The organism is Thermoanaerobaculia bacterium, assembly GCA_018057705.1.
GTDB lineage: Bacteria > Acidobacteriota > Thermoanaerobaculia > Multivoradales > JAGPDF01 > JAGPDF01.
Window position 1 is genome coordinate 50,420 of sequence record JAGPDF010000010.1, and the last position, 14,528, is coordinate 64,947.

The window sequence follows — 14,528 nt, forward strand, 5'->3', positions numbered from 1 at the left end:
CTCCCTTTACCGGAGCTTTTTCCTTTTCTTCTTCTTCAGGAGAAAGAAGCAAAGGCTCACACAATGAAAAAAGAGCGCGGCTCGCAGACGAGCGCTCTCACTTTCCCTTTGCCGGAGCTTTCTCTCCTTCTCGCTGGCCCTCGAGGGCCGCTCGAAATGCGCCCTCCGCGCGCGCGACCCAGGCTTTGTAGCCCTCGGGATCGACGAATGGGTGGCTCTTCCCGGCGCCGAGCGCGAGGCGCTCGCGCTTGCCGGCGAGATCGAAAAAGCCGCCGTGGGGCGCGAGGAAGATCTGCACCGGCAAGGACTTGAGGGTTGCGAACGTGCGCTCGAAATCGGCGGCGATCCCAGGGTAACTCTCGGCGCCGACGAAGCGGTAGTCGAGGATCGAGGCGCTGCTGACGATCACCACGTCGAACGAGTCCACCCTGAAGGTCCAGGTGGTGGCACCTCGCGTGTGTCCGGGAGTGAGACGCGCAGTCAGGGTCGTCCCGCCGAGGGTCACTTGCTCGCCGTCCGCGAGGCGGCGGTCGACCGCGACCGCAGGAAAGGCCCCTTCGTCACCCCAGCGGAAGTCCCCCTTGCCGCCGTTCTCGAGCAGCGTCGCATCCGCCGCACTGGCGAAGAGCCTCGCTCCGGTCGACGCCTTGAGCGCTGCGAGCCCGCCGGCGTGGTCGAAGTGAGCGTGGCTGTTGAGCAGGATCTCGACGTCCGTGACCTTGAATCCCAGCTTCACGAGGTTCGCCTCGATCTGCGGCGCCGTCTCGACGAAGCCGCCGTCGATCAAGATGTGCCCCGCGGGCGTGGTGATCAGATACGACGCTATGTCGGACGCGCCGACGTAATAGAGGTTGTCCGCGATGCGGAACGGCTCGACGGGTTGGTTCCACGAGCGCCATTCCTCGGTGGCCTGGCCAAACACGATCGAGCTTCGGAGCGCGAAAAGCGCGCACAATGAAAAAAGAGCGATGCGGCGCATCCTTGGGTCCCCTTTATTTTCTGTTCGGGCTAAAGCCTGCCGGAGATCCAGCAGCCGCCGAGGACTTGCGTGCCGCGGTAGAAGACCGCCGCTTGGCCCGGCGTGACGCCGCGCTGGGGCTCGGCGAAGTCGACCTCGACCCGGCATTCGGCCTGCGGCCGCACGAGCGCCGCGACGCCGGGGTGGCGCGAGCGGATCTTCACTGTCACTTCGACCGGCCCGCTCGGGGCGGTGCCGATCCAATGCAATCGCTCGCCAGCGAGGCCGGGGGCCATGAGGTCCGCCTCGTCACCGACCACCACCGCGTTCTCCGCCGGCAGGACTTCGAGGACGTACAGGCGCTTGCTCGAAGCCACGCCCAGCCCGCGTCGCTGGCCGACCGTGTAGCGGTAGTACGGATCCCCTTTACCGAGCTTTTCGCCTTCCGCTGTCCGAACCTCTGCAGGCAAAGCGTCAGGAGCTTTGCCGTAGCGCCCGGGGTGCTCCGCGATCTGCCCCTCGACGAACTCGCGCACGCCGGAGGCGACGAAGCAGACCTCCATCGACTCGCTCTTCTCGGCGACGACCAGTCCGGCGCGCCGCGCCAGCTCCCGGACCTCGGACTTCGTCATGCCTCCGAGCGGGAACGAGGCCGCGGCAAGCTGTTCGCGGGTGAGCTCGAAGAGGAAGTAACTCTGGTCCTTGTCGAGGTCGACCGCGGTGTGGAGCTCCGGCCCCTCGAGCCCGTCTAGGATGCGCGCGTAGTGCCCGGTCGCGATACGTGACGCGCCGAGCCGCGCCGCGCGCTCTTGCAGCAGGTCGAACTTGACGAAAGTGTTGCAGCGGACGCAGGGCGATGGCGTCCGGCCGCCCAGATAGTCGCGCACGAACGGATCGACGACGTGCTCGCGAAACTCCTCGTCCATCTTGAGCGTGTAGTGCGGGATGCCCGCCTGGGCGGCCACCCTTCTCGCGTCGCCGAGATCGAGCGCCGAACAGCAGCGTCCGTGAACGCGATCGCCGGAGTGGTCCCAGAGCAGCATCGAGAGGCCGACCACCGGCTCGCCGCGCTCGGCGAGCAGCCAGGCGGTGACCGAGGAGTCGAGTCCACCGGACATGGCGACCGCCACCAGGGGCTGCGCGGCTTTCATCGGGCCACCGCCGCCGAACGCAGGACGGCGACCGCCTCGGCCAGCGCCTGAAGGAGAACGTCGACCTCGTCCACCGTGTTCGACAGGCCGAACGACACCCGGAGCGAGGCGATCGCCTCGTCGTGCGCCATGCCCATGGCGAGCAGGGTGGAGCTCGCCCGCACCGTGCCGGAGCCGCAGGCGGCGCCGGTCGATACCGCGAGCCCCATGAGGTCGAGGCGGATCATCAACTCCTGCCCCACGAGCCCCGGGAAGGCGACGTGCGAGGTGTGCGGCAGGCGGGGCGCGCCGGCGCAGTGCACGCGCGCTTCCGGCAGGGCCGTCAGCCCGGCCTCGAAGCGATCGCGCAGCAGGCGCAGCCTGGCGTGGCGCGCCGGAAGATCCCGCGCCGCCAGCGCGCAGGCCTTGCCGAACCCGACCACCGCCGGGACATTGACCGTCGAAGCCCGGCGCTGACGCTCCTGCGCGCCGCCGACGAGCAGCGGTGAAAAGGCGGCGCCACCGCGGATCCAGAGCGCCGCCGCGCCGAGGGGACCGTGAAACTTATGCGCGGCGAGCGTCAGGTAGTCCACTCCAAGCGCCTGAACCGAAACCGGGATCTTTCCAACCGCCTGGACCGCGTCGCACAGCACGGGCACGCCGCGCTCGCGCAGGGCCGCCGCCAGTTCGGGCACCGGCTGGAGGGTCCCGAGCTCGTTGTTGGCCAGCATGAGAGCAGCGAGCCGCGTTCCGGGAGCGGCGGCGGCAACCATCCGGTCCGGCGACACCACCCCGTCCTCCTGCGGCGGCACCTCCTCCACCACGACTCCGGCGCGGGGGGCGCCGGCCCGCGCGGCAACGAGGATCGAGGGGTGCTCGAGGGCCGAAACGACAAAGCGGTCGCCGGGAGCGCACTCGCCCAGGCGGCTCGCGACCACGGCATTGTTGGCTTCCGTCCCCGACGAAACGAAGACGATCTCCTCCGGTGTCCGGCAGCCGATCAGCCCCGCCACCTGCTCGCGGGCGGCTTCGACGGCCTCGCGGGCCGCCTGCCCGAAGCGATGCACCGAGGAGGGATTCCCCCACAGTCCATCGCTGCCGCCCGCCCCGCCGAGCCAGGGGAGCATCGCCTCCCGGACCTCCGGGTCGAGAGGGGTCGTCGCATTGTGGTCGAAGTACGATCCGCGCATCGGCGCCGATTCTATCGCTGCGCGCCCGGCACCGGATCTGCAACAATCGACAGGGATGCCGACCCCACCTCGCCGAATCGGCCGGACCCGCGGACGCCTCCCGGTCGGACTGTGCCTGTGGCTCGCCCTGCTCGGCCAACTGGCCCCCAGCCCTGCGCTGCCCGCGGTCGAGCCGGCCGCACTTTCGCAGGAGTACCTCGCCTGGCTCGACGAGGTCGACTCGATCCTCACCCCGGAGGAGCGCGCCGCCTTCCTGGCACTCGACAAGGACTACCAGCGCGACGCTTTCATCGAGCGTTTCTGGCAGGCGCGCGATCCCTATCCCGACACCGTGCGCAACGAGATGCGCGAGACCTGGACGGCGCGGGTGGAGCAGGCCCGCCTCTGGTTCGGCAGCCTCAAAGAGGAGCGCGCCCGCCTCTTCCTCCTCAACGGGGCGCCGGCGGCGCGCCTGGAAGGGCAGTGCGCCGGGACCACCTGGCCGCTCGAGATCTGGGTCTACCCACGCAGCGAACGCATCCGCGAAGACGTCGTCATGTTCGTCTTCTATCGCCGATTCGCGCAGGGACCGTTCCGGCTCTGGTATCCGGACGAGGGACTGGCGATGTTGATGCAGTTCGCCCCGGTCGGCACGAGCGATTCCGCCCTGCTCGAAGAGATGTCGCGCAGCTGCATGCAGCGCGACGACATCGCCGCGGCTCTGGCCAACATCCTGCGCCGCGGGCGCATCGACTTCCAGCGCGTCCTGGAGACCGCCCTGGCGCCGATCGCCCCGATCTCGCGCGAATGGGTGGCGACCTTCAACTCCTACTCCACCGACCTGCCCGAGGGCGTCGCGAACCTCTCGGCCGAGCTCGCCATCGCCTTCCCCGGGCGCCGTCAGAGCCGCTCGGTGATGCAGGGGACTCTGGCGGTCTCGACCTCCGGTCTCACGCCGGCGGACAACGCCGGCGCCCAGTCCTTCGACTTCCAGTTGAACGGCGAGATCCTGATCGGCAAGAAGCTCTTCGACGCCTTCCGCTACAAGTTCGATATCCCCCTCGCGACCGCCGACCCCGCGCCTCCCCCTGCGAACAGCGAGAGTCCGGCGACCGCCGCCGGGGGGCCAGCCGCGCCCGCGATTCCGGCCACGATTCCGCTCGTCTTCGAGCGTTTCCTGCGTCCGGGCAAGTACACCCTGATCCTCAAGCTCGAGGACCTGAACGGTGGCGGATTCTTCCGCAAACTGATCGAGGTCGAAGTGCCGGCGGTCGAGGGACCGGTGCCCCAGGAGGTCGACGCGTTTTCCGCCGGGATCTTCGCCGAGGCCAACGCGGCGCTTTCGACGCTCGACAACACCATCCGCATCGTGCCGCCGCGCGGCGAGCTCCAGGCAGGGCTGGTGCGCTTCGACAGCCTCACCACCGGAACCGCCATCTCCGAGGTGCTGTTCACCCTCGACGGCCGGTCGATCCTGCGCAAGAACCGGCCGCCCTATTCGGTGGAGCTCGACCTCGGCGAGGTGCCTCGCACCCGGACGTTGCGCGCCAGCGCCTTCGACGACCAGGGGAAAGAGGTCGCCTGGGACGAGATCCAGGTCAATGCCAGCAGCCACCGTTTCCGCGTGCGGCTCATCGAGCCGCGCCGCGGCGCGCAGTACGAGAAGAGCCTGCGCGCCGAAGCCGAGATCGAAGTGCCCGAGGACGGCGCGCTCGATCGCGTCGAGTTCTTCCTCAACGAGACCCTGGTGGCGACGCTCTACCAGGAGCCCTTCACCCAGCCGATCGCCCTCCCCGCGGACGGCGGCATCGCTTACGTCCGCGCCGTCGCCCATCAGGTCGACGGCAACCAGACCGAGGATCTCGTCTTCGTCAACGCGCCGGACAACCTCGAGGAGCTCGATGTCCAGTTCGTCGAGCTCTACACCACGGTGCTCGACCGCGAGAACCACCCGGTCCGGGATCTCGAACAGGGCGACTTCCGCGTCCTCGAGGACGGCGTGCCGCAGGAGATCGCGCGCTTCGAGCACCTCGAAAATCTGCCCATTCACGTCGCCATCCTGCTCGACGTCTCGGCTTCCATGGAGAGCAACCTGGCGCAGGCCAAGGCGGCGGCGCTCAAGTTCTTCGAGAGCGCCATCACGCCGAAGGACCGCGGCGCCCTCATCGTCTTCAACGACCACCCCCTGCTGGCCGTCAAGCTCACCAACCAACTGCCGGCGCTCGCCGGGGGCCTCGCCGGGCTCAAGGCCGAGCGCGGCACCGCGCTCTACGATTCCGTCGTCTTCTCGCTCTTCTACTTCAATGGCGTCAAGGGCCAGCGCGCGATCCTGCTGCTTTCCGACGGCAAGGACGAGGGCAGCAGGTTCGACGTCGAGGAGACCCTGGACTTCGCGCGCCGGGCCGGGATCGCCATCTACACCGTCGGTCTGAACATTCCGCGCACCGACTCCGAGGTGCGGAAGGTCCTGAAGAAGCTCGCCGAAGAGACCGGCGGCCGCAACTTCTTCATCAAGGAGTCCACTGAGCTCGCGGCGATCTACGAGGCGATTCAGACCGAGTTGCGGTCGCGTTACCTGCTGGCCTATCAGTCGACCAATTCGAACCGCGAGCTGCGCTTTCGCCTCGTCGATCTCGAAGTCGGGCGCTCCGGACTCGACGCCAAGACGATTCGCGGCTACTACCCCTGAGAGCCCGGGTGAGCCGCCCTCGGGTTAGGATCACCCTCCCTCGCCGATGCGACTTCGCGCTCTCGCCGTTTCGCTGCTTCTCTGCCTGACCGGCGGCACTGCGGCCCCGGCTGCCCTTGCCGGTCCGCAAGGCGAGGCCCTGCCTGTTGCGGCGCCAGCAGAGTCTTCGGATGCCGCCACCGGCAGCTTCCTCGCCGACGTCGAGCCGCTGCTCTCGAGCGTCGAGCGCGAGGCCTATCTCGCCCTCACCCGCTCCTACCAGCGCCAGGCGTTCGAGCGCCGCTTCTGGGAGGTGCGCGACCCGTATCCCGAGACGGCGAGAAACGAGCTCCAGGAGCGCTTCGGTGAGCGCCTCCGCCTGGCCCGGGAACGCTACCCTGAGCCTGCCGACGAGCGCTTTCGCATGACGCTGCTCAACGGCGAGCCGGCGCGGCGGCTGCCGCTGCGTTGCGCCGAGCTGCTGCAGGCGGGCGAGATCTGGTTTTTCGGCTCCACCGACCGGATCCCGCACGGCTTCGCGCTCGTCTTCGTCTCGGGCGGCGTCAGCGAGAGCGCCCCGCACCGCCTCTGGTCGCCGCGGTCGGGCTACCAGGAGCTCCTGCTCTGGCCGCTCCCGGCCACAGGTGACGTCGCGGGCGAGATGGCCGAGAGGATTCCGCGCGACTGCCCGCGCGGGGAGGAGATCGTCGGCGGCCTCGCGGCGGCTTCCGACTGGAATGACCTCGCGACCCAGTGGGAGGTCATTCCGCATCCGAATCCCGAGTGGGTCCGCACCTTCCTGTCCTATTCGACCGACCTCCCCGAAGGTGCGCTGCCGCTCGCCGCGCAGGTCGAGATCCGCTTTCGTGGCCGCAATCAGAGCCGCACGATCGTCGATGCCAGCGTCATCGTCGAAGCCGCCGCGCTCCGGGGGGAGGCCTCCGGCCCGGTGCCGGCGGCGACCGCGCTGCTCCTCGACGGCGAGGTCCTGCGCGACGACGAGCTCTTCGACCACTTTCGCTACCGCTTCGAGATCTCCGCCGAACGTCTGAGCGGCGCCACGACGCTGCCCTTCTCCGCGCGGCGCTTCCTGCGTCCGGGGAGCTACACGCTGGTGCTTCGGCTCCAGGACCCGGCGAGCCGCCGGGTCTTCCGCAGCGAGCGGGCGCTCGAGGTGCCGGCACCCGGTTCGGCCGCTGCGGGTACCGCGACCGATACGGTCACTGCGGTCGCCGCGTCAGCCAGACCGCAGGCCCTGGGGGCCGAGGACGCCACCGCTCTGCCGACCCCGCCGCCGACGCTCGCCGCGGCCGCCGATGCCGCGGGTGCCGCGGGCGCTGCCAGCTCCCGCATCTCCGATGCAGCTCAGGAACCGAGCCTGCGCCTGCTGGCGCCGACCTCCCGGCTGGCCATCGGCCTGGTGCGGGTGGAGGCCGACATCCGCGGCGTCGTACCGGCACGGGTCGACTTCGAGCTCGATGGCAAGCCACTGCTCTCCAAGCGCCGGCCGCCGTTCTCGATCGAGATCGACCTCGGGCGCTCGCCGCGCTTCCGTCGTCTTTCGGCTGCGGCGGTCGACCAGGCTGGCGAGATCGTCGCCGCCGGCGAAGTGCTGCTCAACGGCGGCCCGCATCGTTTCGCGCTCCGCCTGACCGAGCCGCAGCAGACGCCCGCTGCCGGCGAGCCCCTCCAGGCCCGGGCCGAGGTCGATCTTCCCGAGGGGGAGGAGCTCGACCGGGTCGAGTTCTACCTCAACGAGACCCGGCTCGCGACGCTCTTCCAGGCGCCCTGGACGGTCTCTCTGATCGCCCCCCCGATCGACGGCCTCACCTACCTGCGCGCCGTCGCCTTTCTGGCCGGCGGAGGCGCCGCCGAAGACGTCCGGGTCCTGGGCGCCGAGGCGAGCACCGAAGCGGTCGACGTGGATTTCGTGGAGCTCTACGCCACGGTGCTCGACAAGCGGGGCCGTCCGGTGACCGACCTCGCGGCGGAAGAGTTTCGCGTGCTGGAAGACGGCGAGGAGCAGGAGATCCGGCGCTTCGAACAGGTCGACACGCTGCCGATCCATGCCGGCGTGATGATCGACACGTCCGCCTCGATGATCGAGGAGCTGACCGATGCCGAAGCCGCCGCGCACCGCTTCTTCCGCGAGGTCCTGACTCCGGTGGACCGGGCGGCGGTCATCACCTTCGCCGACGCGCCGCGACTTGCGGTCCGCTTCACCAACAAGCTCGAGCTCCTGGCCGGAGGCCTCGCCGGCCTCGAGGCCTCGGGCGAGACCCGCTTTCACGACGCCCTCGCCTTCGCTCTGCACTACTTCTCCGGCGTGCGCGGCAAGCGGGCGCTCATCCTGCTCACTGACGGGGCCGACTCCGAGAGCCGTTTTCGCTTCGACGAGGTCCTCGAGTACGCGCGCCGGACCGGCGTGACGATCTACGCGATCGGTCTGAACGTTCCCGGGAAGCCGGTCGATGCCGGGGCGCACCTCGACCAGCTGGCGCGCGAGACCGGCGGGCGCTCGTTCCGCATCCGGCGCGCCAGCGAGCTCGCCAGCGTCTACGAGACGATCCGGCAGGAGCTGCGTTCGCAGTACCTCCTGGCCTACCAGTCGTCCCGACTCGACGGCTCGACCGCCTTTCGCGAGATCCGCCTCGAAGTCGGCCGTCCGGGCGTCACGGCACGCACGCTCTCCGGCTACTATCCCTGAAACCTGCGGCGACCCTGCACCAGGGGATCCGCGCGAACCGAGCTTCCGACGTCGCAGACCCTGGAAGGAATCCGCATGCCTCTTCGCCTGGTCCTCGCTTCCGCCTCTCCACGTCGAAGCGCTCTGCTTGCGGACCTCGACCTCGACTTCACGGTGCGGCCGCCGCAGACCGACGAGAGCCCCCTTCCGTTCGAACGCCCGGCCGACCTGGTGACTCGCCTGGCGATCGAGAAGGCGCGGACCACGATCCACCAGGGAGAGATCGTGCTCGCCGCGGACACCATCGTGGTCATCGGTAACGAGATTCTCGGCAAGCCCGCCGACGAGGCTGACGCCCGCTGGATGCTCGAGCGTCTCTCCGGCCGCGATCACGAGGTCTACACCGGCGTCGCCGTGGCGGCGGGGGACGGCGGAGCCGCGACACCGCCCGGCATTGGGACCCTCGCGACTCGGGTCGAGCGCACCCAGGTCCGCATCCGCACCATGAGCGACGCGGAGATCGCCGCCTACGTCGCGGGCGGCGAACCGATGGACAAGGCGGGCGCCTACGCCATCCAGGGCTGGGGAGCGGTCTACGTCGAAGCGATCACCGGCAACTACACCAATGTCGTGGGACTTCCGATTCCGGCGGTCGAGGCCTGCTTCCGCGAGCTCGGTTACGACCTCGCGAGCTTTCGGCGCAGCCGCGCTGGCGCGAGCTGATCAGCCTTCGAACTTGATCGGTTCGCCGAGCTCGGAGAGCGAGAAGTTGGTCATGATCTGGTGGCCGTTGAAATCGAGCACCCGCAGGTCCTCGACCGACGCCAGGTCGGCGGCCACCTTCTCGAAGGAGCGCGCATAGCGCTCCTGCACCGCGGCGAGCGCGACCTCGTAGGCGATGAACTTCACGATCCCCTTGTAGCGCAGCTTCTCCACCAGCCGGGAATCGGACAGCTCGGGATAGGTCGAGAGCACGAGGATCGGTCCGGTTCCGGTGAAGATGATGTAGGACCGGATGGGATTCTGGGGGTTCATGGTGGCGCTCTCCCGGCTGCGCCCGCACCGTAACCGGCGCCTCGGCAGCTGTCAAGGCGGGCCGGTCAGAATGGGCTAAACCTATCTGTCACAGACATTTATGACTCCTGTAACCCTCCCGTCACGAAGCCGCTGTGGAAAAGAACCGGCGAGGCGCCGGCCAGGAGCCGGCAACCGCTCACATCGGCCGGCTTAACTACTCATTTCAGGGCACTTATGTTGGTTGCACAGTTTCCTGTTCAAAATGCTGGCGAGGCCGGAACGATCGCGATTCCGATCCCCCTGCGGGGCAGTTTTCCGCAGGCTTTTCCGCGCTTGCTGCGGAGAGGTGCATGCTAGCCTCACGGACATGGTCGCGACCCGGATTCTGGTCGTCGAAGACGAGCCCGATATCGCCGAGGTGCTGCAGTTCAACCTCGAACGCGCCGGCTTCGCGGTGACCGTCGAGCGGCGCGGCGACAGCGCGCTCGAGGCCATCCGCCGGCGTCCGCCCGACCTCCTCGTTCTCGACCTGATGCTCCCCGGGCTCGACGGCCTCGAGCTCGCTCGACTGCTCAAGCGCGATCCTGCGACCTCGAACCTCCCCCTCGTCATGCTCACGGCGAAGGGCGAGGAGCTCGACCGGATCGTCGGCCTCGAGCTCGGCGCCGACGACTACATCTCCAAGCCGTTCAGCCCACGCGAAGTCGTCCTCCGGATCAAGGCGGTGCTGCGCCGCCACGCCGGTGAGGAGGAGCCCAGCGCCCGGATCGAGATCGGCAGGATCCGGCTCGACGCCGCCGCTCATCGCGCCGAAGTGCGCGGAGTCGACGTCCCCCTCACCGCCACCGAGTTCCGCCTGTTGCGGATCCTGATGGAGCGCCAGGGCCGCGTTCAGACGCGGGCGCGCCTGCTGACCGACGTCTGGGGCTATGCCGAGGACGTCGACAGCCGGACCGTCGACACGCACGTGCGAAGGCTCCGGCACAAGCTCGGTCCGGAGTCCGACCGCATCGAGACGGTGATCGGCGTCGGCTACCGGATGCGCGGCTAGAAGCGCGGCGCAGATGAAGCTGCTGCTGCTGCGCCACGCCGTCGCCCACGACCGCGCCACGTTCGCGGCCACCGGCAAAGAGGACCGGCTGCGCCCCCTCACCGAAGAGGGGAGGAAGAAGATGCGCCGGATCGGCGATGCCCTGGCCGGCCTCCTTCCCGAGCTCGCCCTGATCGCGACCAGCCCCTATGCGAGAGCGCGCGAGTCGGCGGAGATTCTCGCTCGGGCCTATCCCGGCCGCCCGGTGCTGTCGGAAGCCGCCGAGCTCGCGCCCGCCGGAGCCTCGGCGGGCCTCCTCAAGTTCCTGCAGACGCAGAAGTCGTTGCCGGCCGTCGCCTGTGTCGGGCACGAACCGGACCTTTCGCAGCTCGCCGGCTGGCTCCTCTCGGGGCAGCAGAAGTCGTTCCTCGAGTTGCGCAAGGGGGGCGCCTGTCTGCTCGATTTCACCGGCCGCCTCGCGCCGGGCAACGCCACCCTGCTCTGGCACCTCACTCCATCCCTGCTGCGGGCGCTGCGGTGAACGGCGAGGCGTTCTCCAGCGCGCACTCCGGCGGCGGCGCGTGAAGATCCCGGCCGATCTGCTCACCCGGCCAGCGGAGGAGGCCGTTCGCCGGCTGGCGCTCGTCCAGCTCGAGCGGGCGATCGAGGCTCGAAAGCAGCTGGTCGACGGCGACCGCGAAGAGGCGTTGCACGACTTCCGCGTCGCGCTGCGTCGCCTGCGGAGTCTCCTGCGCTCGCACCGGTCGGCTTTCAGTGTCGAGTTTCCCAAGCGGGCGCTGCGCAACCTGGCAACCCTGGCGCGCGACACCAACCCCGGGCGCGATGCCGAGGTGCAGCTCGCCTGGCTCGGCACCTTCGCCGCCGAGCTCAAACCGGCCGAGCGCGCCGGGCACCGGGTCCTCGCGGCGGATCTCACCGTGCGCCGTGACGAGAGCTATCGCAAGGTCGAACGCGAGATCGTGCGCGACTTCGCCGGTATCGCGGAAGATCTGGCGGCCCGCCTCGTCGCCTACAAGGTGACCGTGAACCTCGCGCAGCCCGCGCCGCCGCCGAGCTTCGCGGCCGCGACGCGCGAAGCGCTCGTCCGCAGCCGCGACGAGCTCTTCGACAAGCTGGCGCGGATCGAGACCGTCGCGGACGAGACCGAAGGGCATGCCGCGCGCATCGCCGCCAAGCGGCTGCGCTACCTGGCCGAACCTCTCGCCCCCTGGATCGACAGCGCGCGCCGCCCGGTCGAGCTGCTCAAAGCGCTGCAGGATCTCCTCGGCGAGCTCCACGACGGGCAGCTCCTGGCGGCCCACGTGGCCCAGTCCCTGGCGGAGATCGAGTCGAAACGGGCTCAGCGGCTCATCGCCGACACGCTGGACGGGGCGGACCCGACATCGCCTGCCGGACGCGCCGCGCAGGCTCTCCCGACGCTGCGGCGGAGCGAGCGCTCCGGCCTCATCGCCGTGGCCCGACGGCTCGGCGCGCGGAGAAGCGACCTCTTCGCCTCCCTGACGCAGGGCTGGCTGGGCGAGACCGCCCCTCTCCGCCAGGAGCTCGTCGCGGCGCTCGAAACGCTCGACCGCAGTCTCGGCGCGCCCCCCCGCCGGCGTCCGCCGCGAGAGAAGCCGGCCGCAGGCGCCCCTGCAGCTCGCAAGCCGCGCCGGCCGGGCGGGCGCCAAGCCCCCGTCCGGCGAACCCGGCCCGCGCGGTCGCCGTCGACCACCGGCTAGCTGCGCTCAGCGCGCGCGGCGACGGAGGGCGTTCGCCATGAAGATCGCCTGGCTGTCGCGCTCCGGCTCGCCCTCTGCGGGCTGTTCTTGCCGCCAGCTGCCGTCGGACTCGAGCGCCCAGGCCTTGCGGTTGTCGGCGAGCTGAACGTCGAGGATCGACTGCAGCTCGGCGCGCAGGTCGGGCGCCTCGACCGGGACCATCGTCTCCACCCGGCGATCGAGGTTCCGCGACATCCAGTCGGCGGAGGCGATGAAATACTCCGGGGCGCCGCCGTTGGCGAAGTGGAAGATGCGGGCGTGCTCGAGGAATCGCCCGACGATCGAGCGCACGCGGATGGTCTCGCTCATCCCGGGGACGCCCGGACGCAGCCGGCAGACGCCGCGCACGATGAGGTCGATCTCCACTCCGGCGCGCGAGGCGTCGTAGAGCGCCCGCACGATCTGCGGATCCTCGAGCGAGTTCATCTTGGCGATGATCCGTCCCTGGCGGCCGTGGCTCTCGTGCCCGGCCTCGCGCGCGATGAGCTCGAGGATACGCCGGCGCATGCTCGTCGGCGCCACGACGAGCTTCTCGAATCGCTGGTCTCCGATATGCCCCGAAGTCAGCAGGTTGAAGAGCTGGGCGGTGTCGGCGCCGAGAACGGGATCGCAGCTGAAGAGCCCGAGGTCGGTGTAGAGCTCGGCGGTGTCGGTGTTGTAGTTACCGGTCGCGAGGTGGACATAGGTGCGCATGCCGTCGGGCTCCTGGCGCACGACGAGCGATACCTTGGCGTGCGTCTTGTAGCCCAGCACGCCGTAGGCGACGTGCGCGCCCGCGCCCTCGAGCGCCTCCGCCCACTCGATGTTGCGGGCCTCGTCGAAGCTCGCCTTGAGCTCCACCAGGACGGCGACCTGCTTGCCGCGTTCGGCGGCCTCGATGAGCGACTGCACCACCGGCGAGTTGCGCGAGGTGCGGTAGAGAGTCTGCTTGATCGCCAGCACCGCCGGATCCTCGGCCGCGATCCGCAGGAAGCGCTCCACCGAGCTCGAGAAAGCGTCGTAAGGGTGGTGCACGAGAAGGTCGCCGCTGCGGATCACCCGGAAGAGATCGACTTCGCGAGTGTCGCCCGCGGGCTCGAGGCGCGGGTGGGTCTGCGGCCGCCACTTCGGCTCCTGCAACGCCGGCAGATTCAGCGCGGCGAGCTGGAAGAGGTCGCGCGCCGCCAGCGGCGGCCGCACCTCGTAGACGTCGGCCGGCCCCACCACGAGCTCGTCGGCGAGCAGCAGGCGCATCCACTCGGGCATCTCCGGCACGACCTCGAGCCGCACCACCGCGGCGAACCGCCGGGCCCGCAGCTCCTCCTGCACCGACTCGAGCAGATCCTCCGCCTGCTCCTCGTGCTTCTCGGCGTCGGCCGCCCGCGTCACCCGGAACGGATACGACTCGAGGAGCTCCATTCCCGGAAAGAGGCGCTCGAGGAACTCGGCGATCACCACCTCGAGCGGAATGAAGCGCAGCGAATCCGGCAGCTGGATCCAGCGCGGCAGGCTGGGCGGCACCTTGAGGCGCGCGAAGCGGACCTCGGCGCTCGCCGGCGAGCGCAGGGCGACCGCCAGCGAAAGGGAGAGGTTGGAGATGAACGGAAACGGGTGCGAAGTGTCGAGCCCGAGCGGGGTGAGAATCGGGAAGACGAAGCTCGAGAAGAACTTCTCGAGATGAGCGCGCTCTGCCGGCTGTAGGTCGCGGAAGGTGACCAGCTCCACGCCGTGGCGGGCAATCTCCGGCAGCACCTTCTCGAGCAGTAGCGCGCGCTGCTGCTGCTGGCGCGGACGGACCCAGGCGCCGATCTCGGCCAGCTGCTGCGCCGGCGTTCGGCCGTCGGGCGACAGGCCGTTCGGATGGCTCTGCTGTTGCAGCTTCAGCCCTCCGACGCGCTTCATGAAGAACTCGTCCAGATTGCCGCCGAAGATGGCGAGGAACTTGAGCCGGTCGAGGAGCGGCACTCCCGGATCCCCGGCCTCGGCCAGGACCCGCGCGTTGAACTCGAGCCAGGAGAGCTCACGGTTGAGGAAGGGCGACAGGTCCGCCGCTTCACGGTTCGCAGTGCCGCCTTCCGGCAGGCTGACAGTAGAGTTGACGGTCGTCGACATT

General features: G+C 69.5%; 11 protein-coding genes. 6 read left to right on the plus strand and 5 right to left on the minus strand.

The window, feature by feature from the left end:
• Positions 1-97: 97 nt before the first annotated feature.
• The 3 genes from bla to KBI44_05005 are packed head-to-tail and all read right to left on the minus strand — an operon-like array spanning position 98 to position 3,278.
• Positions 98-979: a subclass B3 metallo-beta-lactamase gene (bla, locus tag KBI44_04995; GenBank protein MBP9143824.1), complete on the minus strand. Its 882-nt coding sequence runs from the start codon at positions 977-979 to the stop codon at positions 98-100.
• Between the two features lie 29 nt (positions 980-1,008).
• Positions 1,009-2,109: a tRNA 2-thiouridine(34) synthase MnmA gene (gene mnmA, locus KBI44_05000; GenBank protein ID MBP9143825.1), complete on the minus strand. Its 1,101-nt coding sequence runs from the start codon at positions 2,107-2,109 to the stop codon at positions 1,009-1,011.
• Complete coding sequence (locus KBI44_05005; protein MBP9143826.1) at positions 2,106-3,278, minus strand: cysteine desulfurase; 1,173 nt, start codon at positions 3,276-3,278, stop codon at positions 2,106-2,108. The genes mnmA and KBI44_05005 overlap by 4 nt, the downstream gene beginning before the upstream one ends.
• Positions 3,279-3,333: 55 nt before the next feature.
• Between KBI44_05005 and KBI44_05010 the strand changes: the two genes are divergently transcribed.
• The 3 genes from KBI44_05010 to maf all read left to right on the plus strand — a co-directional run bounded on the left by KBI44_05010 (position 3,334) and on the right by maf (position 9,334).
• A complete protein-coding gene (locus KBI44_05010; GenBank protein MBP9143827.1) occupies positions 3,334-5,946 on the plus strand; it encodes a VWA domain-containing protein in 2,613 nt (870 codons plus the stop codon).
• Between the two features lie 46 nt (positions 5,947-5,992).
• Complete coding sequence (locus KBI44_05015) at positions 5,993-8,632, plus strand: VWA domain-containing protein (GenBank protein MBP9143828.1); 2,640 nt, start codon at positions 5,993-5,995, stop codon at positions 8,630-8,632.
• A 75-nt stretch (positions 8,633-8,707) separates the two neighbouring features.
• Positions 8,708-9,334: a septum formation protein Maf gene (gene maf / locus KBI44_05020; protein ID MBP9143829.1), complete on the plus strand. Its 627-nt coding sequence runs from the start codon at positions 8,708-8,710 to the stop codon at positions 9,332-9,334.
• Here the strand turns inward: maf and KBI44_05025 are convergent, their stop codons facing one another.
• The gene (locus tag KBI44_05025; protein ID MBP9143830.1) at positions 9,335-9,628 is read right to left on the minus strand and encodes a hypothetical protein; all 294 of its coding nucleotides are present in this window, start codon (positions 9,626-9,628) and stop codon (positions 9,335-9,337) included. It lies immediately after the preceding gene.
• A 367-nt stretch (positions 9,629-9,995) separates the two neighbouring features.
• Here KBI44_05025 and KBI44_05030 point away from each other — a divergent pair, with 367 nt between their 5' ends.
• Genes KBI44_05030 through KBI44_05040 form a run of 3 tightly spaced genes read left to right on the plus strand, consistent with a single transcriptional unit; the run spans position 9,996 to position 12,397 of the window.
• Complete coding sequence (locus KBI44_05030; protein MBP9143831.1) at positions 9,996-10,679, plus strand: response regulator; 684 nt, start codon at positions 9,996-9,998, stop codon at positions 10,677-10,679.
• 13 nt (positions 10,680-10,692) lie between these two features.
• Positions 10,693-11,199 (plus strand): histidine phosphatase family protein, encoded by a 507-nt coding sequence (locus KBI44_05035; protein ID MBP9143832.1) that lies wholly within the window; start codon positions 10,693-10,695, stop codon positions 11,197-11,199.
• Positions 11,200-11,239: 40 nt separating this feature from the next.
• On the plus strand, positions 11,240-12,397 hold the full coding sequence (locus KBI44_05040; GenBank protein ID MBP9143833.1) for a CHAD domain-containing protein: 1,158 nt from the start codon (positions 11,240-11,242) through the stop codon (positions 12,395-12,397).
• 6 nt (positions 12,398-12,403) lie between these two features.
• On the opposite strand, the gene ppk1 is transcribed toward KBI44_05040, so the two are convergent.
• Positions 12,404-14,527, minus strand: coding sequence for a polyphosphate kinase 1 (gene ppk1, locus KBI44_05045; GenBank protein ID MBP9143834.1), 2,124 nt, complete (start codon positions 14,525-14,527; stop codon positions 12,404-12,406).
• Position 14,528: the final 1 nt, after the last annotated feature.